The sequence below is a fragment of the Bradyrhizobium tunisiense genome (assembly GCF_042263385.1).
GTDB lineage: Bacteria > Pseudomonadota > Alphaproteobacteria > Rhizobiales > Xanthobacteraceae > Bradyrhizobium > Bradyrhizobium tunisiense.
On the sequence record NZ_JBHLEV010000001.1, the window covers coordinates 1,029,337 to 1,054,735 of the forward strand.

The 25,399-nt window shown below is 64.6% G+C and carries 21 protein-coding genes; 5 read left to right on the plus strand and 16 right to left on the minus strand.

The window, feature by feature from the left end; all coding sequences use genetic code 11:
* Positions 1–2: 2 nt before the first annotated feature.
* Positions 3–1,340: a Rieske 2Fe-2S domain-containing protein gene (locus ACFDR6_RS04850; RefSeq protein WP_375857604.1), complete on the minus strand. Its 1,338-nt coding sequence runs from the start codon at positions 1,338–1,340 to the stop codon at positions 3–5.
* 429 nt (positions 1,341–1,769) lie between these two features.
* Between ACFDR6_RS04850 and ACFDR6_RS04855 the strand changes: the two genes are divergently transcribed.
* Positions 1,770–2,603: an outer membrane protein gene (locus ACFDR6_RS04855; RefSeq protein ID WP_212083722.1), complete on the plus strand. Its 834-nt coding sequence runs from the start codon at positions 1,770–1,772 to the stop codon at positions 2,601–2,603.
* A gap of 85 nt (positions 2,604–2,688) precedes the next feature.
* On the opposite strand, the gene ACFDR6_RS04860 is transcribed toward ACFDR6_RS04855, so the two are convergent.
* The 4 genes from ACFDR6_RS04860 to ACFDR6_RS04875 all read right to left on the minus strand — a co-directional run bounded on the left by ACFDR6_RS04860 (position 2,689) and on the right by ACFDR6_RS04875 (position 6,513).
* Complete coding sequence (locus tag ACFDR6_RS04860; RefSeq protein WP_375857605.1) at positions 2,689–3,585, minus strand: TauD/TfdA dioxygenase family protein; 897 nt, start codon at positions 3,583–3,585, stop codon at positions 2,689–2,691.
* A gap of 147 nt (positions 3,586–3,732) precedes the next feature.
* Positions 3,733–5,016 (minus strand): flavodoxin-dependent (E)-4-hydroxy-3-methylbut-2-enyl-diphosphate synthase, encoded by a 1,284-nt coding sequence (ispG, locus tag ACFDR6_RS04865; RefSeq protein ID WP_375857606.1) that lies wholly within the window; start codon positions 5,014–5,016, stop codon positions 3,733–3,735.
* Positions 5,017–5,028: 12 nt separating this feature from the next.
* Positions 5,029–5,982 (minus strand): DMT family transporter, encoded by a 954-nt coding sequence (locus ACFDR6_RS04870; RefSeq protein ID WP_317241578.1) that lies wholly within the window; start codon positions 5,980–5,982, stop codon positions 5,029–5,031.
* 36 nt (positions 5,983–6,018) lie between these two features.
* Positions 6,019–6,513, minus strand: a complete 495-nt coding sequence (locus tag ACFDR6_RS04875) for a Fur family transcriptional regulator (protein WP_317241579.1) — start codon at positions 6,511–6,513, stop codon at positions 6,019–6,021.
* A gap of 155 nt (positions 6,514–6,668) precedes the next feature.
* Between ACFDR6_RS04875 and ACFDR6_RS04880 the strand changes: the two genes are divergently transcribed.
* From ACFDR6_RS04880 to ACFDR6_RS04890, 3 genes are read left to right on the plus strand one after another with little or no spacing between them, the layout of a single operon-like run.
* On the plus strand, positions 6,669–7,151 hold the full coding sequence (locus ACFDR6_RS04880; RefSeq protein ID WP_212083701.1) for a MarR family winged helix-turn-helix transcriptional regulator: 483 nt from the start codon (positions 6,669–6,671) through the stop codon (positions 7,149–7,151).
* The gene (locus ACFDR6_RS04885) at positions 7,144–8,319 is read left to right on the plus strand and encodes an HlyD family secretion protein (RefSeq protein WP_212083698.1); all 1,176 of its coding nucleotides are present in this window, start codon (positions 7,144–7,146) and stop codon (positions 8,317–8,319) included. The genes ACFDR6_RS04880 and ACFDR6_RS04885 overlap by 8 nt, the downstream gene beginning before the upstream one ends.
* A 4-nt stretch (positions 8,320–8,323) precedes the next feature.
* Positions 8,324–9,880 carry an MDR family MFS transporter gene (locus tag ACFDR6_RS04890; protein ID WP_212083697.1) on the plus strand — a complete coding sequence of 519 codons (1,557 nt, stop codon included), beginning with the start codon at positions 8,324–8,326 and terminating at the stop codon, positions 9,878–9,880.
* Between the two features lie 163 nt (positions 9,881–10,043).
* Here ACFDR6_RS04890 and ACFDR6_RS04895 read toward each other — a convergent pair whose 3' ends face one another.
* The 5 genes from ACFDR6_RS04895 to pcaF form a co-directional block, all read right to left on the minus strand.
* Positions 10,044–11,105 (minus strand): phosphotransferase, encoded by a 1,062-nt coding sequence (locus ACFDR6_RS04895; RefSeq protein WP_375857607.1) that lies wholly within the window; start codon positions 11,103–11,105, stop codon positions 10,044–10,046.
* A 76-nt stretch (positions 11,106–11,181) separates the two neighbouring features.
* Entirely contained in the window at positions 11,182–12,870 is a 1,689-nt protein-coding gene (locus tag ACFDR6_RS04900) for a methyl-accepting chemotaxis protein (protein WP_375857608.1), read from the minus strand.
* Between the two features lie 259 nt (positions 12,871–13,129).
* Positions 13,130–13,732 carry a protocatechuate 3,4-dioxygenase subunit alpha gene (gene pcaG, locus ACFDR6_RS04905; protein ID WP_212083686.1) on the minus strand — a complete coding sequence of 201 codons (603 nt, stop codon included), beginning with the start codon at positions 13,730–13,732 and terminating at the stop codon, positions 13,130–13,132.
* Positions 13,733–14,434 (minus strand): protocatechuate 3,4-dioxygenase subunit beta, encoded by a 702-nt coding sequence (gene pcaH, locus ACFDR6_RS04910; RefSeq protein WP_375857609.1) that lies wholly within the window; start codon positions 14,432–14,434, stop codon positions 13,733–13,735.
* Between the two features lie 222 nt (positions 14,435–14,656).
* Positions 14,657–15,865, minus strand: coding sequence for a 3-oxoadipyl-CoA thiolase (gene pcaF / locus ACFDR6_RS04915; RefSeq protein ID WP_375857610.1), 1,209 nt, complete (start codon positions 15,863–15,865; stop codon positions 14,657–14,659).
* 216 nt (positions 15,866–16,081) lie between these two features.
* On the opposite strand from pcaF, the gene mutS reads away from it, so the two are divergent.
* Positions 16,082–18,814 (plus strand): DNA mismatch repair protein MutS, encoded by a 2,733-nt coding sequence (mutS, locus tag ACFDR6_RS04920; protein WP_375857611.1) that lies wholly within the window; start codon positions 16,082–16,084, stop codon positions 18,812–18,814.
* A 109-nt stretch (positions 18,815–18,923) separates the two neighbouring features.
* Here the strand turns inward: mutS and ACFDR6_RS04925 are convergent, their stop codons facing one another.
* From ACFDR6_RS04925 to ACFDR6_RS04950, 6 genes are all read right to left on the minus strand, one after another.
* A complete protein-coding gene (locus tag ACFDR6_RS04925) occupies positions 18,924–20,600 on the minus strand; it encodes a methyl-accepting chemotaxis protein (protein WP_317241588.1) in 1,677 nt (558 codons plus the stop codon).
* A 382-nt stretch (positions 20,601–20,982) separates the two neighbouring features.
* Positions 20,983–21,789, minus strand: a complete 807-nt coding sequence (locus tag ACFDR6_RS04930) for a hypothetical protein (RefSeq protein WP_375857612.1) — start codon at positions 21,787–21,789, stop codon at positions 20,983–20,985.
* Positions 21,790–21,964: 175 nt separating this feature from the next.
* Positions 21,965–22,474 (minus strand): OsmC family protein, encoded by a 510-nt coding sequence (locus tag ACFDR6_RS04935; protein ID WP_063199224.1) that lies wholly within the window; start codon positions 22,472–22,474, stop codon positions 21,965–21,967.
* 55 nt (positions 22,475–22,529) lie between these two features.
* Positions 22,530–23,315, minus strand: a complete 786-nt coding sequence (locus ACFDR6_RS04940) for an ABC transporter ATP-binding protein (protein ID WP_212083669.1) — start codon at positions 23,313–23,315, stop codon at positions 22,530–22,532.
* Positions 23,316–23,320: 5 nt separating this feature from the next.
* Complete coding sequence (locus tag ACFDR6_RS04945) at positions 23,321–24,166, minus strand: ABC transporter permease (RefSeq protein ID WP_375857614.1); 846 nt, start codon at positions 24,164–24,166, stop codon at positions 23,321–23,323.
* Between the two features lie 229 nt (positions 24,167–24,395).
* Complete coding sequence (locus ACFDR6_RS04950; RefSeq protein WP_212083665.1) at positions 24,396–25,367, minus strand: aliphatic sulfonate ABC transporter substrate-binding protein; 972 nt, start codon at positions 25,365–25,367, stop codon at positions 24,396–24,398.
* Positions 25,368–25,399: the final 32 nt, after the last annotated feature.

Consider the following 25,399-nt stretch of genomic DNA (forward strand, 5'->3'; position numbering starts at 1 on the left):
CGCTACTCCGCCGCTGCAATCCTGGGGCGCCCGACGAAACCCGCGGCATCGCCGAAACGTTCCAGCATGACCGCAGGCAGGTCTTTGGACTTGCTGGTCACGCAGGCGCCGGAGCGCACCGCATAGCGGTCCTGATGCGCAGCCTGCGGCGGCGGTTCGCCCCGCTGGAGCGCCCGCGCCAGATCCATCACGACCTTGCGGAAATGCATGATGCCGAGATCCGTCGGCCCGAGATGCTCGCGGGTGCGGTCGGCGATCGGCCCCTGGCTGTCCTGCACGGCGGCGTCCTGCTCGGACACGCCCTTGATGCCCGTGTAGCTTCGGGTCTTCTGGAGCTTGCGGTCGATCAGATAGTCGTTGCCCCTATGACGCAGCGGCACGTAGTTGTCGTCGACCTCCGCGATCACGCCGTTGCCATGGTCATAGGCGTCGCGCTCTCCTTGCGTCAGCGGACGCTCCGGATTCCAGGCATAGGTATAGATCCAGCAATTCGTGTCGGTGACAGGCACGAAAGTCTGCCCGAAAATGTTCTCGCCCGGCATCGCGCTGGGAGCGTAAGCGTGGAACGGCATCAGGAACTGCGCGATGCGCCAGTAGATGTTGTCGCCGCCGGTGAGCCGTCCGCCGGCGATGGTCAATCCGGCCTCGTGCGGACTGATCTTGATCACCGGGCGTGGATCCTCCGCGATCCAGCGCATGTGATCGCTCGACATCCGCGCGATCGGATTCACGAAGTGCTTCTTGATGTCCAGGATCTCGGTCTCCTCCTTGTCGAAGGAAAGATGGGCAAAAGTGAAATGCGCCGTGTCGATCGAGCCTTCCAGCGCCTGCACCCAGTTGCAGTCCTGCCATTTCTTGCTGACGTAGCGATGCGAGGCCGGCAGCAGTGCCATTTCGAGATCGGGGAGCTCGGGCATGGCCTCGAGGGGCCCCATATAGGCCCAGATCATCTCGCCCCATTCCCGCACCGGATAGGACTTGATGCGGATCAGGTCCTTGGCGTTGAGATCGGGATAGGAGGTCGGCATGTCCAGGCATCGGCCGTCGGTGTCGAACTTCCAGCCATGATAGACGCAGCGGATGCCGCACTCTTCGTTGCGCCCAAGCCAGAGATTGGCGCCGCGATGGGGACAATATTGGTCGATGACCCCGACGACGCCGCGAGAGTCGCGGAAGGCGAGCAGCTCCTCGCCGAGCACGATGATCTTCTTCGGCTCGCCGTCGGGCTCGGCGAGTTCTTCGCAGAGCAGGACGGGAATCCAGAACCGGCGCAACAATTCGCCCATGCCCGTTCCAGGGCCGGCCTCGGTCAGGAATTTATTGTCCTCGGCGCGGAGCATGGCATCCTCCCGATTTGTTTTTTTGGGGAAGATTGGCGCGGACGCTGGAAGACGTCAACGCAGAGCCGCGGAGTATGTAGGGCGGAGGCAAAGGCGGCTCTTCGCGCCGTTACTATGTCTGGCGCGCCTAGCGAGGGGCGAGATGGTGGGCACTCCCATTCTAAGGCGCCACTCCGTCGCCACCCCGTCGCTACCCCGGCGCTCCGCGTGCAGGAACGCGTATGTAAGCCCCGCCCGCCGGGGCCTTTCTTGTTGCCTCAGCACTGCGGCTGCCATTTTCGACGGCCGCAATCACACCTTGTATCGTTCCCCTAATCGCGCAAGCCGGGAAATATATTCAGGTACCGTTGCTCACGGGTGACAGACGAAGCCGGCTGTCAACTGGTAAATTAAAGGAACGTGCCTCTTTGGAATGAGGGAAATTTCGTCGTGAAAAAACTTGCGCTGGCCGTTGCAGTTACCTCCGCCCTGTTCACCGGCGCCGCTGCGGCAGCCGACCTGGGCGCCCGTCCTTACGCCAAGGCTCCGGCACCGGTCATTGCCGCTTGGAATTGGACCGGCTTCTACGTGGGAGGCAACGTCGGCGGTCACTGGGGAGACGATCGGATCACTCCCGCTGCGAATCCCGTCGGTTGGGGAGCTGCCGGGGCCGCAGATTTGAACGCGTTCACCCGGACCAATTTGCACCCTGAGGGGGTGATTGGAGGTGTGCAGGCTGGCTACAATTGGCAGACCAGCAACCTTGTTGTCGGTGTCGAAGCCGATGCCAACTGGGCCGACGGTACGGCGACCCGGGTTCAGGTCCCTCCGGTCGGATTCCTGGTCATCAATCCCCTCGACGTAATGACCAATTCGAGCAAGCTAACATTCCTGGGAACACTCCGCGGAAGATTGGGCTGGGCGGCGGGTGATGCACTCTTTTATGTCGCTGGCGGTTTGGCTGTAGGAAATCTGAAGACGACCGATACATTTTGCTTTTTCGGCGCGCCGTGCATTGATCCCGGCGATCTTGGCATCGTGAATTCTTCAGTGACCCGGGCTGGCTGGACGGTTGGCGCCGGCATGGAGTATCACGTTGCCGGAAATTGGACGGTCAAAGCTGAATATCTCTATGTCGACCTCGGATCGTACGCGACGAGCATTCCGGGGTGCGCAAATTGTCTTCCCGGCTCGGACATCACGGTCAATCACAAGTTCACAGACCAGATCGCCCGCGTCGGCGTGAACTACAAGTTTGGCGGCCCGATCGTTGCCAGATACTGAGCGGCGCTTTCCCGTGACGATCGAAGGCCCCGGCATCGTCCGGGGCTTTTTCTTTTTCAGTGCAGGCCAGCCGAACGTCCACCGCTCACACCGGCCGCTCTCCCTTCACCGTCACGCGTGCGCCCGAGCGCGTATGCGGCCAGTAGTCCCACATCGCGCGGTGCTGGGTGCAGCGGTTGTCCCAGAACGCGATGGCGTTCTCGGTCCAGCGGAAGCGGCACTGGAACAGCGGGTTTTCGGCGTGCTGGTAGAGATAGGCCAGCATCGCATCGCTCTCGTCGCGCGGGATGCCGTTGATGTGGCGGGTGAAGCCGCGGTTGACGTAGAGCGCCTTCTTAGCCGTGACCGGATGGGTTCGCACCACGGGATGCTCGGCTTGCGGATAGGAGGGACGATCGGCGACGCCATAATTCGCATAGAGCCCACGGTAGATCGGCTCGCCGTCGTGCAGCGCGGTGAGGCCGTCGAGATAGGCCTTCATGCGGTCCGATAAGGCTTCGTAAGCCGCATACATGTTGGCGAACAGCGTGTCGCCGCCGCGCGGCGGGCACTGCTTGATGTAGAGGATCGAGCCCATCGGCGGCTCGAGATCGCAAGACACGTCCGAGTGCCAGCCCTCGCCGTTGGCGCGCGGCGAGTTCTTGTCGGCGTAGATCTTCATCAGCGCCGGGTCTTCGTCTTGGTGCGGCGCGGCGGGATGAAAATGCAGCTCGCCGAACTTGCGGCCGAAGGCGAGATGCTGCTGCGGCGTGATGTGCTGGTCGCGGAAGAAGACGACGAGGTTTTCGGCGAGCGCGCGGTGGATCTCGTCCATCTGCTGGTTGGAGCGCGCGTCGCCATCAACGAGCGAGCCGATGTCGATCCCGGAGATTTCCGCGCCGATGATGGGCGTGAGCTTTTCGACCGCGATGGTCTCGTAAGGCGCGCCGTCCTCGGCCGTGTGGCGATAGCGCGGACCCTGCTTGCCGGCGAGTGAGCTCATGGCGTGTCTCCCGATCATTGTTGATTGAGAGGCATCGTAGCAATGTAGGGCGGGTTAGCGAAGCGTAACCCGTCACTTCGCGTCCGCAAAAAATAAGGCGGGTTACGCTGCGCTAACCCGCCTTACGATTCGATGTTGAGGAGACGCCTACTCCGCCGCCGTCACCGGCACCTTGGCGCCCTGGCCGTAGCGCTGATCGATGTAGTCGATCACAAGTGCCTTGAAGTCGGCGGAGATCGTGGGACCGCGCAGCGTGCGGAACTTCTTGCCGTCGACGAAGACAGGCGCAGCCGGCGCTTCGCCGGTGCCGGGCAGCGAGATGCCGATATTGGCGTGCTTGGATTCGCCGGGGCCGTTGACGATGCAGCCCATCACCGCGACGTTGAGTTCTTCGACGCCGGGATATTTCGTCTTCCAGGCCGGCATCTCGTCGCGGATGAAATCCTGGATCGAGCGGGCCAGTTCCTGGAATGTGGTCGAGGTGGTACGGCCGCAGCCGGGGCACGCCGCAACCAGCGGCACGAAGGTGCGGAAGCCCATGGTCTGGAGCAGCTCCTGGCCGACCTGCACTTCACGGGTGCGGTCGCCGCCGGGCTCCGGCGTCAGCGAGATGCGGATGGTGTCGCCAATGCCCTGCTGAAGCAGGATGCCGAGCGCAGCGGACGAGGCCACGATGCCCTTCGAGCCCATGCCGGCCTCGGTCAGGCCGAGATGGATCGCATAGTCGGAACGGCTGGCGAGATCCTGATAGACCGCGATGAGATCCTGCACCGCCGAGACCTTTGCGGAGAGGATGATGCGGTTCTTGGGCATGCCGAGCTCTTCGGCGCGCGCGGCCGAAAGCAGCGCGGATTGCACCATGGCCTCGCGGGTCACCGCGCGCACGTCGCGCGGATTGGCGGACGCGGCATTCTCGTCCATCAGCTTGGTCAGCAGCTCCTGGTCGAGCGAGCCCCAATTGGCGCCGATGCGAACCGGCTTGTTGTTCTTGTTGGCGATCTCGATGATGTCGGCGAACTGGGTGTCGCGTTTGTCCTTGAAGCCGACATTGCCGGGATTGATGCGGTACTTGGCGAGTGCCTCGGCGCAGGCCGGATAGGCCGCGAGCAGCTTGTGGCCGATATAGTGGAAGTCGCCGATCAGCGGCGTGTTGATACCGCGCTTGGCGAGGCCGTCGCGAATGTGCGGAACGGCGGCAGCGGCTTCCTCGCGGTCCACGGTGATGCGGACCATTTCGGAGCCGGCGCGCGCGAGCGCTGCGACCTGGGCAATGGTGCCGTCGATGTCGGCGGTGTCGGTGTTGGTCATCGACTGCACGACGATCGGCGCACCGCCGCCGACGGCGACGTCGCCGACCTTGACCTGGGTGGTACGATGGCGCGGTGCGGGTCCCGCGATGTCGGAATCGATGGTGGTTTCGGGCTTGTTCATGGGGTCCAAATATCAGGTTTTGGTGACGTTCAGCAATGCATCAGCCGGCGCCGCGGCCGTTTGGCTCGGACGGTTAACCAGAAAAAGCCCAGCAATTACAAGGAGGGCGGCCGCCCCGAACGCCAGGCTTAGGGTGTCGTGCATGATGAAATAGCTACCCACCACGCCAAACAAAGGGGTGATGAAGGTAAAAGCCGACAATTTGCTGGCCGAATAGGTCTTCACCAGCGCGAACCAAAGCGTGAACGTGGTTCCAACCACCCAGATCGCCTGGAAGGCCATCAGGCCGAGCGACAGCGGCGCCGGCGTGTGCGTGATGGTCTCGCCGAACAGCCAGGCCGCCAGCCCCAGGATCGGGATCGAAATGGCAACCTGATAGCCCAACGCCTTCTCGGGCGCGGCGAACCGCAGCCTCGTGCCCTTGGCAACCAGCGTCGTCGCGGCCCACAGCGCGGCGCCGCCGACGATCATGAGGTCGCCGAGCAGAACATGCGAATCCACATTGGACTGCGGCACGCCGATCGCGAGGGCAACGCCGGCAAAGCTGATGGCGAGACCCAGCCATTGCGAGGCGCCGAGCCGCTCGCCGAGCACCTGGTAGGAGCCGAGCGCAACGAAGAACGGCGCGGTGTAGAGGAACACCACCGCGCGCGAGGCCGAGGTGAGGCGCAGCCCCTGGAAGATCAGCACGAATTCAATGCCGAACATCAGCCCGGCGATCAGGCCCGGCTTCCAAGTGCCGTCGTTCTCGAAGAATTTGACGCCGCGAAACGTGCCGATGATGAACAGCACCGGCAATGCGCCGGCCGAGCGGATCGTGGCCTGGAGCATCGGCGGAATGTCCGGAAGCACCAGCTTCACCGCGATCTGGTTGAACCCCCAGGTCAGGCACAGCATGAGCATCAGGGCGATGGCGCCGGCACTGAGGGGACGGCCGGCGGACGGTATGGCTTGTGGTGAGGACATTTCTTCCCGAAAAACCGGCCTTGCGCCGTTGTTGCTTTATGCAGCTTTCTGACAATGGGTGCAGACGCCCGTGATCTCCACCACGGACAATTTCGGGGCAAAGCCTGAGCTGCGTGCCGCGGCATTGAGGTTCCCGGCAAAGGACGCCGACGGGATCTCGCCGACGAGGCCACAGCGCTCGCAGATCAGGAACGCCACCGCCGAGGTCGCGTCATGGTCGTGGGCTGCACAGGCGAGGTAGGCGTTACGGCTCTCGATGCGGTGCACGAGGCCGTTGGCCATCAGGAAATCGAGCGCGCGATAGACCGTGATCGGCGCCGGCCGCGCCATCGACTTGGCGAGTTCGTCGATCACCTCATAGGCGCCGAGCGGCCGGTGGCTGGAGAGCAGCGCACTCAGCACCTGGCGGCGGATCGGCGTGAATTTCTGCGCGCGCTGCTCGCACACCTCCTCGGCATGCGCCAGCGCATCCGCGGTGCAGCGGCCGTGATCGTGACCAGGCGCGGGAAATGCCGATTTAGCAGGGGCCATACAGTCGCCTTCTAGCATTTCGGCGGCGGAACCCAAAGCGCGACCGCCATTGCGGCGACCAGCCATGCCTTTGCAGCGGGACAGCGTCGCGTTGTCCCCCGATGGAATAATCATAAGCTTGCTTATTATATGCCTGCTTATTGGAGACCAAGCTCATGAGCCGCGGGCCTGTCGACCAGAACTTCCTGTTTACGTTGGGCGAGCTCTACCGCCTCTTGCGTGTCTATGCCGACAAGGAGGCATCGCGGTTCGGGATCACCCGCGCCCAATGGGCGGTGCTGGCCAAGGTCGAGCGCAGCGAGGGCATGAAGCAGTCTGAGCTCGCCGAGCTGCTGGAAATGCAGCCCATCACGCTGACCCGCCTGATCGACAAGTTGTGCGACAACGACTGGATCGAACGCCGCAGCGATGCCTCGGATCGCCGCGTCAAGCGCCTGTATCTCAAGAAGGCCGGCCGGCAATTGCTCGGCCGGATGAGCGGGCTGAAGTCCGAGCTGACGGCCAACGCCCTCGAGGGCATCACGCCGGCTGACGCCCATCGCCTCCTCACCCAGCTCGAAACCATCAAGGAAAACGTGCGCACCGCGATCCAGACCTCAGGAGCGGAACAAGCACGTAAGGAGCAGCGCTATGGCTGACCAGGTCCTCAAGTTCCAGCCCGAGCAGAAGACCGACAACGGCAAGCCCACAAAGAAGGCGGGCAGCGATCCGCGCCGCCGCATGATGGCGGGCCTGCGCCGCTACCGCCGCTTCCTGCTCCTGGTCGTGCTGCCTGTGATCGCCGTCATCGGCGGCCTCACCTTCTATCTCAAAGGCGGTCGCTATGTCGGCACCGACGACGCCTATGTCGGCGCCCAGAAGGTGCTGGTGACGCCCGACATCTCCGGCAAGATCCAGAAGGTCATCGTGAAGGAAGGCCAGTCGGTCAAGCAGGGCGACGAGCTGTTCGAGATCGACCCCATTCCGTTTCGTCACGCGGTAGACGAAGCCAAGGCGCAGCTCGCGCAGGCCCGCACGACCTATGACAATCTCGTCGCCAACATCAAGATCTATGGCGACATGCTCGATCTGGCCCAGCAGGGCATCGATTTGAAGAAACGCGACGTCGAGCGCAAGCAGGCGCTGGTGAAGAACAATTATGGCTCGCAGCTCGATCTCGACAACGCCTCGAATGCACTGGTCACCGCCGGCGCGCAGGCGCAATACATCAAGCAGCAGCTCTCGAACGCCAAGACGCAATTGCTCGGCGACGTCGCGTTGCCGCTCCAGCAATTCCCGGCCTACGCACAGGCGAAAGCCAAGCTGGACGATGCCCAGCGCAACCTCGACCACACCGTGCTGCGCGCTCCGATGGATGGCGTGGCGACGCAGGTCGAGCAGATCCAGCTCGGGCGCTATGTCGCTGCCGGCACGCCGGTGTTTTCGATCATCGACGTCGCCCACCCCTGGGTCGACGCCAACCCGAAGGAGAGCGATCTCACCTATGTGACCGAAGGACAGCCCGTCACGCTCGAGGTCGATGCATTCCCGAACCACGTCTTCAAGGGCAAGATCGGCTCGCTCTCGCCCGGCACCGGCGCTCAATTCGCGATCCTGCCGCCGCAGAACGCCACCGGCAATTTCGTCAAGGTCGTGCAGCGCGTGCCGATCCGCATCTATTTCGACGAGACCGACAAGCACGTGCGGAAACTGAAGGCCGGCATGAGCGTCTATGCCACCATCGACACCGGCCACAAACGCTCCCTCGCCGGCCTGTTCGGCCTGTCGGCGACCGCGGGCCAAGACAAAGACCAGGACAAGGACTGATCCGATGGCGGAGTCCAATCCCGCTTTGATGGTTCCCGGCCTGCGCCGGAACATGGTGACGATCTGCGCCATGACCGCGACCATCATGCAGGCGCTGGACACCACCATCGCCAACGTTGCCCTGCCCTACATGCAGGGAACGCTGTCGGCCTCGCAGGACCAGATCAACTGGGTGCTGACATCCTACATCGTCGCCGCCGCGATCATGACGGCACCGGTGGGCTGGATTGCCAACCGCTTCGGCCGCAAGCGCATCTTCATCATCTGCGCGGCCGGTTTCACCATGGCCTCGGTGCTGTGCGGCCTCGCCCAGGACATCAACCAGATGGTGCTGTTCCGGCTACTGCAGGGCGTGTTCGGCGCCGCCCTGGTGCCGCTGTCGCAATCGGTGATGCTCGACTATTACACGCTCCAGGAACGCGCCAAGGCGATGTCGATCTGGGGCATGGGCGTGATGATGGGCCCGATCATGGGACCCTCGCTCGGCGCCTGGCTGACCGAGACCTATTCCTGGCACTGGGTGTTCTTCGTCAACCTGCCGTTCGGCGCCATCACGGTGCTCGGACTGATCGTGTTCATGGACGAGACCGAGAAGAACCTCAGCCTCAGATTCGACTGGTTCGGCTTCGCTGCGCTGGCGGTCGCGATCGGCGCGCTGCAGCTCGCGCTCGACCGCGGCGAGCAATTGGGCTGGCTGGAATCCAACGAGATTCTCGCAGAGTTCATCGTCTCGGCCGCCGCCTTCTATTTCTTTCTCGCGCACTCCTTCACGACCTCGACGCCGTTCATCCGCTTCGGCCTGTTCCGGGATCGCAACTTCGTCACTGGTTGCATGTTCATGATCGTGATGGGGCTCGTCCTGTTTTCGACCATGGCGCTGGCCTCGCCCTACATGCAGAACGTGATTGGCTATCCCATCATCACCGCCGGCCTCCTGCTGGCAAGCCGCGGCTTCGGCACTTTCTTCGCCATGATGCTGGTCGGCCGCATGATGCGGTATTTCGAGGCGCGCACGCTGATCATCGCGGGGCTGGCGATGACCGCGGGCTCGCTGTTCCAGATGACCGGCTGGACCGATCTGACCCAGGTGCCTGAGATCGTCACCGTCAGCGTGATCCAGGGCTTCGGCTTCGGTCTCGTGTTTGTGCCGCTTTCGACCGTGGCGTTCCTGACGCTCTCGAACGAGTTGCGTACCGACGGCACCGCGATGCTGACGCTGATGCGCAACGTCGCGAGCTCGGTCGGCATCTCCGTCGTCATCGCTCAGCTGACCCAGGGGACGCGGCGGACCTATGCGATCCTGTCGGAGCACATCAACCCGTTCAACCATGCGCTCCAGATGCCTGACGTCAGCGGCATGATCAACCTGTCCACCGACACCGGCCGTGCCATGGCCGACAGGATGGTCAACGTACAGGCGCAGATCATCGCCTTCGCGCACGACTACCAACTGGTGATGCTCTTCGTCCTCTGCACCATCCCGCTCGCCTTGCTGATCGGCTCGACCAAGGCCACGCTGCGCAAACAGGCGGCTGGGCCGGAACATGCGGTGATGGAGTAGGCGCGCTCGATCCACACTCTCCAATGCCGTCCCTGCGAGCGCAGGGACCCATAATAATCACAGGAAGTGGTTTGGCGAAGACTCGGAGTTGCCGGCTCGCTCCTCCCTGTGGTTATGGGTCCCCGCGTTCGCGGGGACGACACCGAATTTGGAGTACAAGCCGCTACAACAATTCCTCGCAGCCCAGATCATCCACGGCCGCGAATATCCGCTCCAGATTGTTCCACCAGATCACCGGCGGAATGTTGATGCTCCACTGCCAGACCGGCCGCGTGATCTGCCACAGCACGGCCCAGCGATAATCGCGATCGAGCGCACCGCGCGTGTAGCCGGTGATTCCGCTCTCGATCAGAGCATCATGATAGAGATTGAGCAGCAAGCGCTCGAGCGATTGCCGGCGCTCCGGATACCAGTGCATCGCGATCATGTAGGCGAGGTCGTGGGTCGGAACGTTGATGCTCCACAGATCGAAATCGAAGATCCGGACGGTATCGGCTACGCCCGCGCGCGGCAGCAGGAAGTTCCAGACATGGGCATCGCCATGGGTGATGCTGAGGTGACGGCGTGAGTGGTAACGCTGGGACAGCCGCTCCGACTGATCGATCAAGCGACGATAGAGCGTACGCCGCTCCTCGCTGAGACGGTCACCGAGCGAATCGGCAAAGCGGTCGTAATGCCCCGCGAACGTCTCCATGCGCTCCGCGCCGTCTTCGGGGCTTGCAAAGGTGCCGACGGTGTCGCCGAGGCTCGGATGGTCCCACCACGACGCGTGCCAGCGTGCGAGCGTCGTCACGACCGCAATAGCCTGCTCGCGCGACGGAGGCAGGGGCCAAGCCGCCGCGACGTCGTGGCTGTCGGTGAGATCCTCGAGCAGAAGATGCCAGGCTAGGCTGCCCTCATCGAAATGTCCGTCGAAGCAGCCGGGCACGAGCCCGGACGGCATGCTCGTCGCGAGTTGGGTGTAGTATTCCACCTCGCGCCGGCCGCCATTGGCAAGCTTCGCGGCGAACGCGGAATTGGCGGTCTTCAGGATCAGCGATTGCGGGGCGCCGGTGGATTCGCCGACATAGCGCAGGCCGAGCCGGATGATGTGCGACACGACGGTGTCGCGCTGGTGCAGCACCTTCACCTCGCGCACCGCGCCAGCGTCCAACACACCGCCCCGGCGCAGCGCGGCCGTCAATCGGGCGGGCTCAACGACCGCCGGCAATTGTGGAGATGTCATGAACCACGATGCCCCTGTCCCGCGCCATACTGCACGATCACACCCCCAGGCACCAGCGGCCGAAATACCGCCGGACTCAGGCTGCCGCGGTCGAGTCGCGCACGGTCCTGACCACGACCGACCGTAGCTGTTCGAGATTGGCCGTCATGCCGGCAATCGCCTGCCTGACCTCCGCGGCGCGCTCGTTCACGGACGCGGCGTCGCGGCTGACATTGCCGATCTTGGCCGAGACCTCCTTCGCCGCGGACGCCGATTCGGAGATCGACCGCGTGATCTCCCGCGTCGCGGCGTCCTGCTCTTCCATCGCGGCGGCAACCGAGGTCGCCACGCCATCGATCTCGACGATGTGCCCTCCCATCGTCTCGACGGCGTCGACCGCAGCCTGCGTCGAAGCCTGGATCTCGGTAATCAGCCGCGTGATCTCCTCGGTGGATTTGGCGGTCTGGTCTGACAGGGACTTCACCTCGGCGGCGACCACGGCGAAGCCGCGACCGGCCTCGCCGGCGCGCGCCGCCTCGATCGTGGCGTTGAGCGCCAGCAGGTTGGTCTGGCCGGCGATGCCGCCAATGAGATCGGAGACCTCGGCGATCTTCTTGACCGATCCGGCCAGCGCCTGGATGGTCGAGCGCGCTTGCTCGCGGCCGGCGACCGCGGATTTCGTGACCGTGCTGGTCCGCGCGACCTGGCTCGCGATCTCGCGGATCGAGGCGCTCAACTCTTCAGCCGCGGCCGAGACGGTCTGCGAGCTGCCGAGGGCCTGGGTGGAGGCGGCGGCGACGGCCTGCGACTGCGCGGAGAGCGAACTTGCGATCTCGGACAGGCTGGTGGCAGCCCGCTCCACGCCATGGCTCGCCGCGCTCGCGGTGTCGACCGAGCGGCCGGTCTCGCGCTCGACGGTCTCTGCCATCTGGTGCAGGGCCGAGCGCTTGGCAAGCGCCGCCTCCTGCTCCTGCCGCAATTGCTCCTCGCGCAGCCGGGAATTCTCGACCGCCGACTGCTTGAACACCACAAGAGCGCCCGCCATCGAGCCGACCTCGTCCTGGCGGTGAGCGAACGGAATGACGGCGGCGAGATCGCCGGTCGCCAGCTTCTGCATCGTGTCCGTCATGCGCACGATCGGCCGTATCACGCCGAGGGCAACGCCGAGCAGGCCCGCGGCAATGAATGCCAGGACGGCAGCGGAGACGCCGAGGAGGATCCAAAGCATCGCGCTGTCGCGGTCGGCGGCGAGCTTCTCCATGGCGGCATTCTGCTTGTTGGCGCTCTCGACGATGCTGTCGATCACGGCGCGATGCGCGGTGTAGGCGTCCTTGAGCTGGGCATAGATGCGTTCGGACGCAGCCGCGTCCTTGGCCTTGAGGGCCGGCAGGAGCTGGTCGGACGCCTTCCAGAACTTCTGCACCTCGGCGTCGGATTTCGACACCAGCGCTGTCTTCAGGTCGGCCGAGAGGCTGGAGGAGACCCAGAATGCCTTGCGCTCGTCGTAATCCTTGCGGAGCTGGACCAGGCGTTCGCCGTGGGCCGCCAGCTGGTCCGGCTCGCGCATGGCCAGGGTCGCCTCGAGATAGGCCTCGATGACATATTCCGGCGGCGGCAGAATGTCCGCGATGAGGTCGTTACCCAGCTTGATGTCGGAGTAGAGCGGACCGCCGACCTTGAGCTCTTTCAAGGCATACAGGCTGGTCGAAACCACGGCGGCAAAACCGACGGCAACAACGATGCCGAATGCGATGATCGCAGACGATAACGACAGACGAAATTTCATGAAAACAATCCAGGACCGGCGTCAAAACTGGAGCCACCCTAGACGAACACGGTAAATACGGGATTGCTTTGCGGTCGAATTGCACCGCCTGGAGCCCGCATAATTGCGGAAGTCGAGCCTAATACTATCGGAATTTGAGTCAGTAAAACTGACGCACAGGCCTGCAAGACAATCATTCCGTCCCGCCGCGCGTCGACTTGATGCGAGGGGACGGAGAAGGGCGTGCCGAGGAGCAAGGCTTCTTCGGCACGCAGCGCCTTCACACGTCGAAGAACACCGTCTCGTTGTCGCCCTGCAACCGCAGATCGAGCCGGTAGACCGGCTTGCCGGCATCCCGCACGGCGGTCAGCGTAGCGCGCCGCTCAGTGGGCACCAGCGCCAACACGGGGTCGGCTGCGTTGCCGGCCTCGTCGCTGAAGTAGATGCGGGTGTAAAGATGACGCAGCATGCCGCGACCGAACACCGCCAGCAGGACGTGCGGCGCCTGCGGCTTGCCGTCGGGATCCGGCACCGCGCCCGGCTTGATGGTTTCGAAAGCGTAGTTGCCGTCCTTGTCGGTGCCGCAACGGGCAAAGCCGCGGAAACTCGCATTCGGTAACGCGCGCTTGTCCTGCGGGTCGGCGAAGCGGCCTTGCGCGTCCGCCTGCCAGATCTCCAGCATGCAATCCGGCACCGCAACGCCGTCGCCGTCGAACACCCGGCCTTCGATACGGATGCGCTCGCCCGTGACATCGGGGGTCAATGTCGAGCTGGTGAACGCGTCGTTCCAGGCGTACTCGCCATTCGGCGTCAGGCCGTATTTGAAGAACGGACCGACGGTCTGCGATGGGGTGATCCCGTTGGGCTTCACAGAATCCTGCACTTAATGGTTCTCCATGGGCGTGGCGTTCTTGCCGCGCAGCACGATGTCAAAGCGATAGCACAGCGCCCATTCGGGCTGGGTGTTCTCGAGGTCGAACGAGGAGACCATTCGCGCCCGCGCCTTCTCGTCCGGCACCGAGTTGAAGATCGGATCGAACGGGAACAGCGGGTCGTTCGGGAAGTACATCTGCGTCACGAGACGCGTCACGAAGGAATGGCCGAACACCGACAGATGAATGTGCGCAGGCCGCCAGGCGTTGTGATGGTTGCCCCAGGGGTAGGCGCCAGGCTTGATGCTGACGAAGCGGTAGTAGCCGGCCGCATCGCTCACGGTGCGGCCGGCACCCGTAAAATTGGGATCGAGCGGCGCCGGATGCTGGTCGCGGACGTGAACGTAGCGGCCGCAGGAATTGGCCTGCCAGATCTCGACCAATGAGTTCGGTACGCCCCGGCCGTCCTCGTCGCGCACATGGCCGTGGACGATGATGCGCTCGCCGAGCGGCTCGCCGCTGTGCTGGCGGGTGAGATCGTTGTCGCCCTCGCGAACGGTCTCGTGGCCGTACACGGGCCCGGTCAATTCCGACAATGTATGGCGCATCGGGATCAGCGGCTTGTTCGGCGCGCGCTTGATCGAGCTCTTGTATTCGGGCGACAGCGGCAGCGGATGCGCCTTGTTGCTGTCGGTGGGATAGATGAACGTCATTGGCGAACTCCTCCCCGGCCATTGTGGTCCGGCCGGTCAACGCTTCCGCCAATCATTATAGGATATAACTAATTGGGGGAAGCGGGTTTCGGAGCCCCAAGCTGTCATTCCGGGGCAGCCGCAGGGCTGACCCCGGAAACTCGGGATCCTCAGGTGCGCAACTGCGCATCATGTTCGGTGCAAGTGCACCGCCCCGGGGATGACCGGCCGCTGTGCGTCCGGTCAGTTCAGCTTCTCGATGGCGACCGCGACGCCCTGGCCGACGCCGACGCACATGGTGGCGAGCGCAAGCTTGCCGCCGCGCTTCTCCATGCCGTGCACGGCGGTGAGCGCCAGGCGCGCGCCGCTCATGCCGAGCGGATGGCCGAGGGCGATGGCGCCGCCATGCGGATTGACGTAGTCGGCATCGTCGGACACGCCGAGCTGGCGCATGCAGGCAATGCCCTGCGAGGCGAAGGCTTCATTCAGCTCGATCAGGTCGAAATCGCTGATCTTCTTGCCGAGGCGCTCCATCAGCTTGCGGGTCGCCGGCACCGGTCCGATGCCCATGATGCGCGGCGGCACGCCGGCGGAAGCAAGGCCGAGGATGCGCGCGCGGGGCGTCAGACCATGCTTCTTCACTGCCGCTTCCGAAGCCAGGATCATCGCAGCAGCGCCGTCATTGACGCCGGAGGCGTTGCCGGCGGTCACCGTGCCGGGATTGCGCACGATCGGCTTCAGCTTGGCAAGGCCCTCCAGCGTGGTCTCGGGACGCGGATGCTCGTCCTTGTCGATGGTGATGGGGCCCGCCTTGCCACCGGGAATGGTGATCGGGATGATTTCTTCGGCAAAATAGCCGGCTGCGATCGCGGCACCTGCCCGCTGCTGCGAGCGGATGGCGAAGGCGTCCTGGTCGGCGCGCGAAACCTGGAATTCCTCGGCGACGTTCTCGCCGGTCTCCGGCATGGCATCGACGCCGTACTGCGCCTTCAGCAGCGGATTGATGAAGCGCCAGCCGATCGTGGTGTCGAAGATCTCGGCCGAGCGCGAGAAGGCCTCCTGCGCCTTGCCCATCACGAAGGGCGCGCGGGTCATCGACTCGACGCCGCCGCCAATGGCGAGCTCAATCTCGCCGGAGCGGATGGCGCGGCCCGCGGCGCCGACCGCATCGAGGCCGGAGGCACAGAGGCGGTTCAGGGTCTGGCCGGGAACCGAATCCGGGAGGCCCGCGAGCAGGAGCGCCATGCGCGCGACATTGCGATTGTCCTCGCCGGCCTGGTTGGCGCAGCCAAAAAAGACTTCGTCCACCTGCGCCCAGTCGAGGCTGGGGTGCCTGGCCATCAGCGCCTTGATCGGGGCGGCGGCGAGATCGTCGGCGCGCACCTTGGCGAGCGAGCCGCCGAAGCGTCCAATCGGGGTCCGCACGGCATCGCAGATAAAGACGTCACGCATCGTTGTTCTCCCTGAATGCCGCGGTTCGGCCCAATTTCTTCAATGTCGGCGGAGTTTTAGGAGGGCGCCCGCGGCAGGTCAATTGACCGATGCGCGCGTGTTCCGAGGGGTGTGCGCGCTTCCAGCGCATGCCGCAATGCGGACAACGTGGAAAACCCGCTCCTCCCGGCCAAACCGATAGGAGCAGGTGCCGAAATTTTGTAGGTTGCGCCGCCCATGACGATGCAACAGCCGATACCCGTTCCACCCCCCGACGAAGCGCCCGCGCCGCCAGCGGAAGCGCGCATCACGCCGATGATGGAACAGTACCTGGAGATCAAGGCGGCGCATCAGGGCCTCTTGCTGTTCTACCGGATGGGCGATTTCTACGAATTGTTCTTCGAGGACGCCGAGATCGCCTCCAGGACGCTCGGCATCGTGCTGACCAAGCGCGGCAAGCATCAGGGCGCCGACATCCCGATGTGCGGCGTGCCGGTCGAGCGCTCCGAGGACTATCTGCACCGCCTGATCTCGGCCGGCCATCGCGTCGCGGTGTGCGAGCAGACCGAGGATCCCGCGGCGGCCAAGGCGCGCGGCAACAAGAGCGTGGTCCGCCGCGGCGTGGTGCGGCTGGTCACGCCGGGCACGCTGACCGAGGACACGCTGCTCGATGCGCGCGCCAACAATTACCTGCTGGCGATCGCGCGGGCGCGGTCCTCTGCCGGCGGCGACCGCTTCGGTCTCGCCTGGATCGACATCTCGACCGCTGAATTCATGGTGACGGAAGTAGCGGGCGGCGAGCTTTCCGCAACGCTGGCGCGCATCAACCCGAACGAGGCGATCGTCACCGACGCACTCTACAACGACAACGAACTCGGACAGACCCTGCGCGAGATGCCGGCGGTGACGCCGCTGACCCGCGACGTCTTCGACGGCGCCACCGCCGAGAAACGGCTGTGCGACTACTTTGCCGTCGCAACCATGGACGGGCTCTCCCAGCTCACGCGCCTGGAAGCCACCGCCGCGGCCGCCGCCGTCACCTATGTCGACCGAACCCAGGTCGGCAAGCATCCGCCGCTGTCGCCGCCCGCGCGCGAGGCCTCCGGCGCGACCATGGCGATCGATCCGGCGACCCGCGCCAATCTCGAGCTGACGCGGACGCTCGCGGGCGACCGCCGCGGCTCGCTGCTCGATGCGATCGACTGCACGGTGACCTCGGCGGGCTCGCGCCTGCTCGCCCAGCGGCTGGCGGCGCCGCTGACGGATGCGACGGCGATCGCAAGGCGGCTCGATGCCGTCACGGCCTTCGTCGCCGATTCCGCCGCGCGCGAAGACGTCCGCAGCATCCTGCGCAGCGCGCCCGACATGTCGCGTGCGCTGGCGCGGCTCTCTGTCGGGCGCGGCGGCCCGCGCGATCTCGCCGGCATCCGCGACGGCATCATCGCCGCCGACCAGGTGCTGGCGCGGCTTGGCGAGCTCGACCAGCCGCCGCAGGAGATCGCTTTGGTGATGGCGGCGCTGCAAAGGCCCTCGCGCGAGCTCGCGGCGGAATTCGCCAGTGCGCTCGACGAACAACTGCCGCTGATCAAGCGCGAGGGCGGTTTCGTGCGACAGGGCTACGAGCCGGCGCTGGACGAAGCGCGAAATCTGCGCGACGCCTCGCGCCTCGTCGTCGCCTCGATGCAGGCGCGCTACGCCGATAGCACGGGCGTCAAGGGCCTGAAGATCCGGCACAACAACGTGCTCGGCTATTTCGTCGAGGTCACCGCGCAGCACGGCGACAAGCTGATGTCAGCGCCGCTGAACGCGACCTTCATCCATCGCCAGACGCTGGCCGGACAGGTGCGCTTCACGACATCGGAGCTCGGCGAGATCGAGGCCAAGATCGCCAATGCCGGCGACCGCGCGCTCGGATTGGAGCTCGAGATCTTCGAGAGGCTCTCGGCCAAGGCGCTCGCGATCAGCGATGACCTGCGTGCCGCGGCGCAAGGCTTTGCGCTTCTCGATGTCGCGACCTCGCTCGCCAAGCTCGCGGTCGACGAGAATTATGTGCGGCCCGAGGTGGACACATCGCTCGGCTTTGCGATCGAAGCCGGCCGCCATCCGGTCGTAGAGCAGGCGCTCAAGCGCAATGGCGAACCGTTCATCGCCAATGCCTGCGATCTGTCGCCAGGCCCTGCGCAAAAATCCGGCCAGCTCTGGTTGCTCACCGGACCCAACATGGCCGGTAAATCGACTTTCCTGCGCCAGAATGCGCTGATTGCGCTGCTCGCCCAGATCGGCAGCTTCGTGCCGGCAACACGTGCGCGGATCGGCATCATCGACCGCCTGTTCTCGCGCGTCGGCGCCGCCGACGACCTCGCCCGCGGGCGCTCCACCTTCATGGTCGAGATGGTCGAGACCGCGGCGATCCTGAACCAGGCGGGCGAGCGCTCGCTCGTGATCCTCGACGAGATCGGCCGCGGCACCGCGACGTTCGACGGCCTCTCGATCGCCTGGGCCGCGATCGAGCATCTGCACGAGAGCAACCGCTGCCGCACCCTGTTCGCCACGCATTATCACGAGTTGACTGCGCTCTCCGCCAAGCTGCCTCGGATGTTCAACGCCACGGTGCGGGTGAAGGAGTGGCAGGGCAATGTCGTGTTCCTGCACGAGGTGCTGCCGGGCTCGGCCGACCGCTCCTACGGCATCCAGGTGGCAAAACTGGCCGGCCTGCCGCCCGCCGTGATCACGCGCGCGAAATCGGTGCTCTCCAAGCTCGAGGCGCAGGATCGCGGCCAGACCGCGCGCGCGCTGGTGGACGATCTGCCGCTGTTCGCCGTGCCCTCGCGCGCCGCCGCAGAAGCCGCGCCGCCGAGCGAAGCCGAGTTGTTGCTGGAAGCCGTGAAGGCGCTGCACCCCGATGAGATGTCGCCGCGCGAGGCGCTGGATGCACTGTATGCGCTCAAGGCGAAGCTGCCGAAGCCGTGATAGTACCATAGGGTGTGCAAAGCGGAGCGTGCCCACCCTGCAACGTCGAATTCGCGGATAGAGGGCACGGCGCGCGAAGAGCGCGCCTTTGCCCGCCCTATGATTCGAACTACGCCCTTGCCGCGATTGCAGCGGCCTCCGCGGCGGCGCGCTGCATGCTGTTCGACATCTCGTTCGTCACCGTGCTCTGCTCCTCGACGGCGGCGGCGGTCGAGGTCACGTATTCGCTGACGCTGGTGATCGCCTGCTTGATCGAGCCGAGCGCGCTGACGACGTCGCCGGAGATGCCGTTGAGGCTGCCGATCTCCTGGCCGATCTTGTCCGTGGCCTGCTTGGCCTGGTTGGCGAGGCTCTTCACTTCGGAGGCGACCACGGCAAAGCCGCGGCCGGCTTCGCCGGCACGGGCGGATTCGATCGTGGCATTGAGCGCCAGCAGGTTGATCTGGCCGGTAATGCTGTTGATCATCTCGACGATACCGCTCATCGACTGCGCGGCCTCGGTCAGGCGCTGGGCCTGAGCGTCGGCGGAAGCGACCTGATCCACCGCACTCATGGCGGTCTCGCGCGACTTGGTCATGGCCTCGGAGATCTCGCGCACCGAGGCGTTCAGCTCCTCGGAGCCCGCGGCGACCGATTCCATCATGCCGCGGACGCGCTCGTTGCCCATGCGGACCAGCACCTGCCTGGTCGTATCGGTTGCATATTTGACGACCTTGAACGGCTTGCCGTTGAGATCGAAGATCGGGTTGTAGGAGGCCTGAATATAGACTTCCTTGCCGCCCTTGCCGATGCGCTTGTATTCGGCCGCCTGGTACTGACCGCGGTTGAGCGCGGCCCAGAACTCGCGATAGGCGGAGCCATCGCGCTCGCCGGGCTCGACGAACATGCTGTGATGCTTGCCCTTGATCTCGGGCAGCGAATAGCCGAGCGTGCCGAGGAAATTCGCATTCGCGGTGATGATCGTGCCGTCCATGTTGAACTCGATCACAGCCTGGGCCTTGTCGATGGCTGCAATCTGACCGGCGAGATCGGCGTTCTTCAGCTTCTCCGCGGTGACGTCGGTCGCGAACTTGACGACGCCATACGGCTTGCCGGTCTCGTCGATCAGCGGCGTGTAGGAGGCGATGATCCACACCTCGCGACCGCCCTTGCCGATGCGCTTGTACTCGCCGGTCTGGTATTCGCCGCGGTTGAGCGCGGCCCAGAACTCGCGATAGGCCGCACCGTCGCGGTCGGCCTGGGCGACGAACAGGCTGTGGTGCTTGCCCTCGATCTCGGCAAGCGAATAGCCCAGCGTCTTGCAGAAATTCTCGTTGGCCGTGACGATGGTGCCGTCGAGCCTGAATTCGATGACGGCCTGCGCACGGCCGATGGCGGCGATCTTCGATGCATCCGTCATGCTCCGGATCTTCTTCGCGGTGATGTCGGTCGCAATCTTGGCGACCATCACCGTCTTGCCGTTGCCGTCGAGCACCGGATTGTAGGATGCTTCGATCCAGACCTCGCGGCCATCCTTCGCGATCCGCTTGAACTCGCGCGCCTGGTACTCGCCACGGTTCAATGCAGCCCAGAACGCCTTGTACTCGGCGGTATCGCGCTGCTCGGCCGGCACGAACATGGAGTGATGCTTGCCCTGAATCTCGTCGAGCCGATAGCCGAGGGCGTCGAGGAAGTTCTTGTTGGCCGTGACGATCGTACCATCCAGATTGAATTCAATCATGGCCTGGGAGCGGCCGATCGCATCGAGCCGTGCTTGTGCATCAATCTGGGGCTTGCGACCGAACATCAAAGAATCTCCATCTCGAAATTACGAGGACAGCTCGTAGGGGAAGTAACCGTTGCGGCGACACAGCCGTATTCAAATCTACAATTCCCGCGAGTCCCTGCATTCGGATGCATCTCGGACGAGTTCGCGCCGACAGTTGCGGAAGCGGGTACCTCGGCCATTCATAGGTGAGAAGCGCGAAGAAAGTTCTAATAGAACTGTCGGAATTCGGTGAAGGATCGACGGGCCTGTCCCCGCCATGCACATCGACGCTCGATCCAAGAAAACGGCAAAACTCGAAATGACGCTCTCATTCAACGGCTTGAGAAGGCGCTTCGAATTTGACTGGCGTGAATTGAGCTTACCGCAATGTCGCGACGCCATGTCGCGCTAATCCGTAGTCTCACGGCTCTCGCGCCTTGTGCATCGCACGACGGCCGATCCCCCACAGCGTCAGGTTCCATGCGATGCAGGTACCGAGCGCGAGGCACAGACCGACGGCAGAGCCGAACGACGCCACCGCAACGTGCAAGACTGCGATTGCAGTACCAAACCCGAGCAGGCCCCACGCTGAGTTGGCGAGCACCGCGGCGGTCGGCGGGCCGCCGATCCGCGGATGCAGAATCACCATGATGCTGGTGAACACGACCGGGTACAGCGCGATGATGCCGCTGATACGGGGACCGACCCAGCCCGAGGTCGAGACCACGATCGCGACGAGCGTCGCGACCAATGCGGCCCGCATCGGAACGTCGTACCAGCGGCGCGTCACCAGCGGCATTTTCACATGGCGATAGCCGGCCAGGAGCGGAATGCAGATGCCGAAGGCGATCAGATTCGCGGCCAGTCCGGCGGTGAGCGACCAGTCGAACTGACGGATGATCGAAGCAAGCACGATCCAGATCGCGACCGCGCCGCCACAACTCACCAGAAGACTGTGCCGTTGCGCCAGCACGACATAAGCGACACACATGAAGATGGTTGCCGCGTTGACCGGCAGGCTCGCCAGCGCACCCTGCGCGATGAAGGCGGCGTCATGGTCGAGCGCGAGGAAGACGTAGGAGGGACCGGCCGACACCGGCAGGGTCGCCACCAGCGCGCCGATCACCGGTCCGGTGCGTTCGGTGATGATCGACGCCGTCACGACGAACGCCGCCGCAATCGCCATGCGCAGGAGGAGGAAGAGAAGGAAGTGAAGGTCGAGGGACATTTTTTCTTCTTACCCTCCCCTGGAGGGGGAGGGTCGCTGTGCATGGAGCGAAGCGAAATGCGCAGCGGGGTGAGGTGATCTCTCGACACGAACAGTGTGCGACGTGGAGAGATCACCCCACCCCGCTCGCGCTGCGCGCGATCGACCCTCCCCCTCCAGGGGAGGGTACACAGAGTCACATCCGCTGCATCGACACCGAGACCTTCGGGCCGTTCTTGATGGTCTGATAGACCACACAATAACGCTCGGTCAGCTTGAGCAGGAGATCGAGCTTGTCCTGCGGCGCGTCGGTGTCGACCTCGAAGCGCAGACGGATCTCCGCGAAGCCGACCGGCGTCTCCTTGTCGACGCCGAGCGTGCCGCGGAAATCGAGATCGCCCTCGGCATAGACGTTGCCGGTCTTGAGCGGCACCTCGATCGCGGTCGCAACCGATTTCAGCGTGACACCGGCGCAGGCGACCAGGGCTTCGAGCAGCATGTCTCCGGAGCAGAGCTCGAGGCCGGACCCGCCCGTCGCCGGATGCAGTCCCGCCATTGCGATGGCGCGGCCGGTCTCGACCTTGCAGGCGATGCCTTCGCCATCGGTGGAGCCCTTGGCCTTCAGCGTGATCAGCGCGGTCTTGGGGTCGGTCTTGTAGCGCTCCTTGATCGGAGCCTGCATCTGGCGCAGCTCTGCAGCGTCCATGTTCGTTCTCTCCCGGACAATTCGCCCTTCGATGTACCGGCTCGGCGAGAAATTGTCACCACCACATGGCCTGACCGGGACCCTGGGTTGCGTCACGGTCGGGCACGCTTCGGTCGAGCGAACGGTCGAGTGACGTCAGCACACTTCGCTTGAAATTCTCGAACAACGACGAATTGCGGTCGCGCGGACGGCCGAGATTGATCTCGATCTGGTCGAACAGCCGGCCCGGCCGCGGCCGCATCACCAGGACGCGATCGGCCAGCACCACGGCCTCGTCGACGTCATGGGTGACGAGGATGAGCGTCGGCCGCGTGTCCGCCCAGAGGTCGAGCAGATGATCCTGAAGGTCCCTGCGAGTGAAAGCGTCGAGCGCCGAGAACGGCTCGTCGAGCAAGAGCACCTCCGGCTGCGGCACCAGTGCGCGGGCGATCGCGACGCGCTGCGCCTGCCCGCCGGAGAGCTCGCGCGGCCAGGCCTGCGCCTTCTCGGCCAGCCCGACGCGCTCGAGCGCACGCGCCACCTTCTCGTTCCGCTCGGCCGTGGGCAGATCGGCGAGGCCAAAGCCGATGTTGTCGGCGACGCTGAGCCAGGGCAGCAGCCGCGGCTCCTGGAAGATGATGCCGATCTTGGCATGGGGCGAAGTGATCGCCTCATTGTCGAGCGTCACGGCGCCCGAGCTGGCACGATCGAGACCGGCGATGGCGCGGAGCAACGTTGATTTGCCGCAGCCTGAGCCGCCGATGATGGCGACGATCTCGCCTTGCCTGATCTCGGCGGAGAAGCGCGCCAGCGCCTGCACGCCGTTGGGATAGGTCTTGCTGACCCGGTCGAGCGCCAGCATCGCTTTTAAGCTCCCTTCGCGCCGACGAAGGCGTCCTGCCAGCGCAGGAAGGGCGCGCTCGCGACCTCGATGAGCCAATCCGTGAGCTTGCCGAGAATGGCGAAGATCACGATCGCTGCCAGGATCTGCGCGGGCTTGCCGAGCTGCTGGCCATCGAGCAGGAGATAGCCGAGGCCCTCGGAGGCGCCGATCAGCTCGGCCGCGACCACGAACATCCAGCCGAGGCCAAGTCCGACGCGCAAGGACACGACATAGGCCGGCAACACGGCGGGCAACAGGATGCGGCGGATCATCGCCGGGCCGGACAGGCGGAAGGTGCGACCGACCTCCACGATCTTGCGGTCGACGGACAGGATCGCGCCCATCACGCCGAGATAGACCGGGAAGAACACGCCGACCGCGATCAGCGCGACCTTCGATGTCTCGAAGATCCCGAGCCAGAGGATGAATAGCGGCACCCAGGCGAGGGACGGGATCGCGCGCAGAGCCTGCACGGTTGGATCGAACAGCCGCCGCGCCAGCGACCAATAGCCGGAGATAGCCCCCAGTAGCGTGCCCGCGACGACACCGAAGGCGAAACCGAGCCCGACCCGCCACAGCGTTGCGGCGATGTGGCGGACCAGCTCGCCTGAACGGGCGAGCTCGGCAATGGTGGCAAAGATGCGCGAGGGCGGCGGCACCAGCCGGCCGTTGGACCAGCCGAGCCACACCACGAGTTCCCATCCAAGCGCGAGCGTGAGCGGCAGCAAGATCCCAAGCAGCGGCCGCGCGTAACGCGACAGCCGCGAGGGCGCGGCGGTGCTCTCGGCCGGTTCCGAGGTCTGTTGCAGGACTGGCGCGTCGGAGATCATGACCCTAGCAAGCGCGTCTGAGGAGCTAATGCAAGGGCGCGCGACGTTCTCGGTCGTCGCCCCGGACAAGCGAAGCGTAGATCCGGGGTCCATAACCACAGGATGATGTGGTTACGGGGACTCGGAGTGCCCGTCTTCGCGCAAAAGCGCGCCCTGCGGTTGGGTCCCGGGTTCGCTACGCACCCCGGGACGACTGCGAGATTCAACGGCGCGCTCGCCTGCACGCCGATCAATTCGTCGGCAGCGGGACCTGGTCGTCGAGCAGGGCGTCCAGCGTTGCCTTCACGTCGACCTTGGCATCGACGACGCCGGCTTGCTGGAGTGCGAGACCGGCGGCGAGGATCGACTCGCGCTGGGGCGCGCCGATGCGGCTATGGGTGAGCTCGGTGCGCTCCTTGAGCTGCTTGTCGACGACGGCCTCGGGCAGCTTTGTGACCGCGATGAAGGTCTTCTTCAGCTCGTCGTAATTCGCCAGTGAATACTTTCGCGCCTCTTCATAGACGGCGAGCACGCGGCGGGCCGCATCCGGATGGTCCTTCAAGAACTGCTCGCGCACATTGAGGATGCCCCAGGTGTTGGCGTCGGCCTTGCGGTAGAACAGCTTTGCGCCTTCCTCGACCTCGGCCTGAGCCATCATCGGATCGAGGCCGGCCCAGGCATCGACGTCACCGCGGATCAGCGCGGTCTTGCCGTCGGCATGCTGGAGCAGAACCGGCGTGATGTCCTTCTCGGTCAAGCCGGCGCCGAGCAGCGCGCGCACCAGGAAGATGTGCGGATCGGTGCCGCGCGTCACCGCAACGCGCTTGCCCTTGAGATCAGCCACGCTTGCAATCTTGGAGTCCTTGCCCGTCACCAGCGCGGTCCATTCGGGACGCGAATAGACGTAGATCGACTTGATCGGGTTGCCGTTGATCTTCGCCACCAGCGCCGCCGAGCCCGCGGTCGAGCCGAAATCGATCGAGCCCGCATTGAGGAATTCGAGCGCCTTGTTGGAGCCGGCCGACTGCACCCAGGTGACAGTGATCCCGTCCTTGGCGAACTCCTTCTCGAGCAGCCCCTTCTGCTTCAGGACCATCGAGACCGGATTGTAAGTCGCCCAGTCAATGCGGATTTCCTTGAGTGGATCGGCCGCCCGCGCCGCAGGGGTGATTGCGAGTGCCATTGCCCCCGCCAGCAGAATACGTCGTGTGACCATGGTCATGCCCAGCCTCCTCCAAAATTTCATTGCTTTTC

Coding starts and splice junctions, on each gene's coding strand:
- ACFDR6_RS04850 (WP_375857604.1), bottom strand. CDS start 1,340: ATGCTCCGCGCCGAGGACAATAAATTCCTGACCGAGGCCGGCCCTGGA.
- ACFDR6_RS04860 (WP_375857605.1), bottom strand. CDS start 3,585: ATGAGCTCACTCGCCGGCAAGCAGGGTCCGCGCTATCGCCACACGGCC.
- ispG (WP_375857606.1), bottom strand. CDS start 5,016: ATGAACAAGCCCGAAACCACCATCGATTCCGACATCGCGGGACCCGCA.
- ACFDR6_RS04870 (WP_317241578.1), bottom strand. CDS start 5,982: ATGTCCTCACCACAAGCCATACCGTCCGCCGGCCGTCCCCTCAGTGCC.
- ACFDR6_RS04875 (WP_317241579.1), bottom strand. CDS start 6,513: ATGGCCCCTGCTAAATCGGCATTTCCCGCGCCTGGTCACGATCACGGC.
- ACFDR6_RS04880 (WP_212083701.1), top strand. CDS start 6,669: ATGAGCCGCGGGCCTGTCGACCAGAACTTCCTGTTTACGTTGGGCGAG.
- ACFDR6_RS04885 (WP_212083698.1), top strand. CDS start 7,144: ATGGCTGACCAGGTCCTCAAGTTCCAGCCCGAGCAGAAGACCGACAAC.
- ACFDR6_RS04890 (WP_212083697.1), top strand. CDS start 8,324: ATGGCGGAGTCCAATCCCGCTTTGATGGTTCCCGGCCTGCGCCGGAAC.
- ACFDR6_RS04895 (WP_375857607.1), bottom strand. CDS start 11,105: ATGACATCTCCACAATTGCCGGCGGTCGTTGAGCCCGCCCGATTGACG.
- ACFDR6_RS04900 (WP_375857608.1), bottom strand. CDS start 12,870: ATGAAATTTCGTCTGTCGTTATCGTCTGCGATCATCGCATTCGGCATC.
- pcaH (WP_375857609.1), bottom strand. CDS start 14,434: ATGACGTTCATCTATCCCACCGACAGCAACAAGGCGCATCCGCTGCCG.
- pcaF (WP_375857610.1), bottom strand. CDS start 15,865: ATGCGTGACGTCTTTATCTGCGATGCCGTGCGGACCCCGATTGGACGC.
- mutS (WP_375857611.1), top strand. CDS start 16,082: ATGACGATGCAACAGCCGATACCCGTTCCACCCCCCGACGAAGCGCCC.
- ACFDR6_RS04925 (WP_317241588.1), bottom strand. CDS start 20,600: ATGTTCGGTCGCAAGCCCCAGATTGATGCACAAGCACGGCTCGATGCG.
- ACFDR6_RS04930 (WP_375857612.1), bottom strand. CDS start 21,789: ATGTCCCTCGACCTTCACTTCCTTCTCTTCCTCCTCCTGCGCATGGCG.
- ACFDR6_RS04935 (WP_063199224.1), bottom strand. CDS start 22,474: ATGGACGCTGCAGAGCTGCGCCAGATGCAGGCTCCGATCAAGGAGCGC.
- ACFDR6_RS04940 (WP_212083669.1), bottom strand. CDS start 23,315: ATGCTGGCGCTCGACCGGGTCAGCAAGACCTATCCCAACGGCGTGCAG.
- ACFDR6_RS04945 (WP_375857614.1), bottom strand. CDS start 24,166: ATGATCTCCGACGCGCCAGTCCTGCAACAGACCTCGGAACCGGCCGAG.
- ACFDR6_RS04950 (WP_212083665.1), bottom strand. CDS start 25,367: ATGACCATGGTCACACGACGTATTCTGCTGGCGGGGGCAATGGCACTC.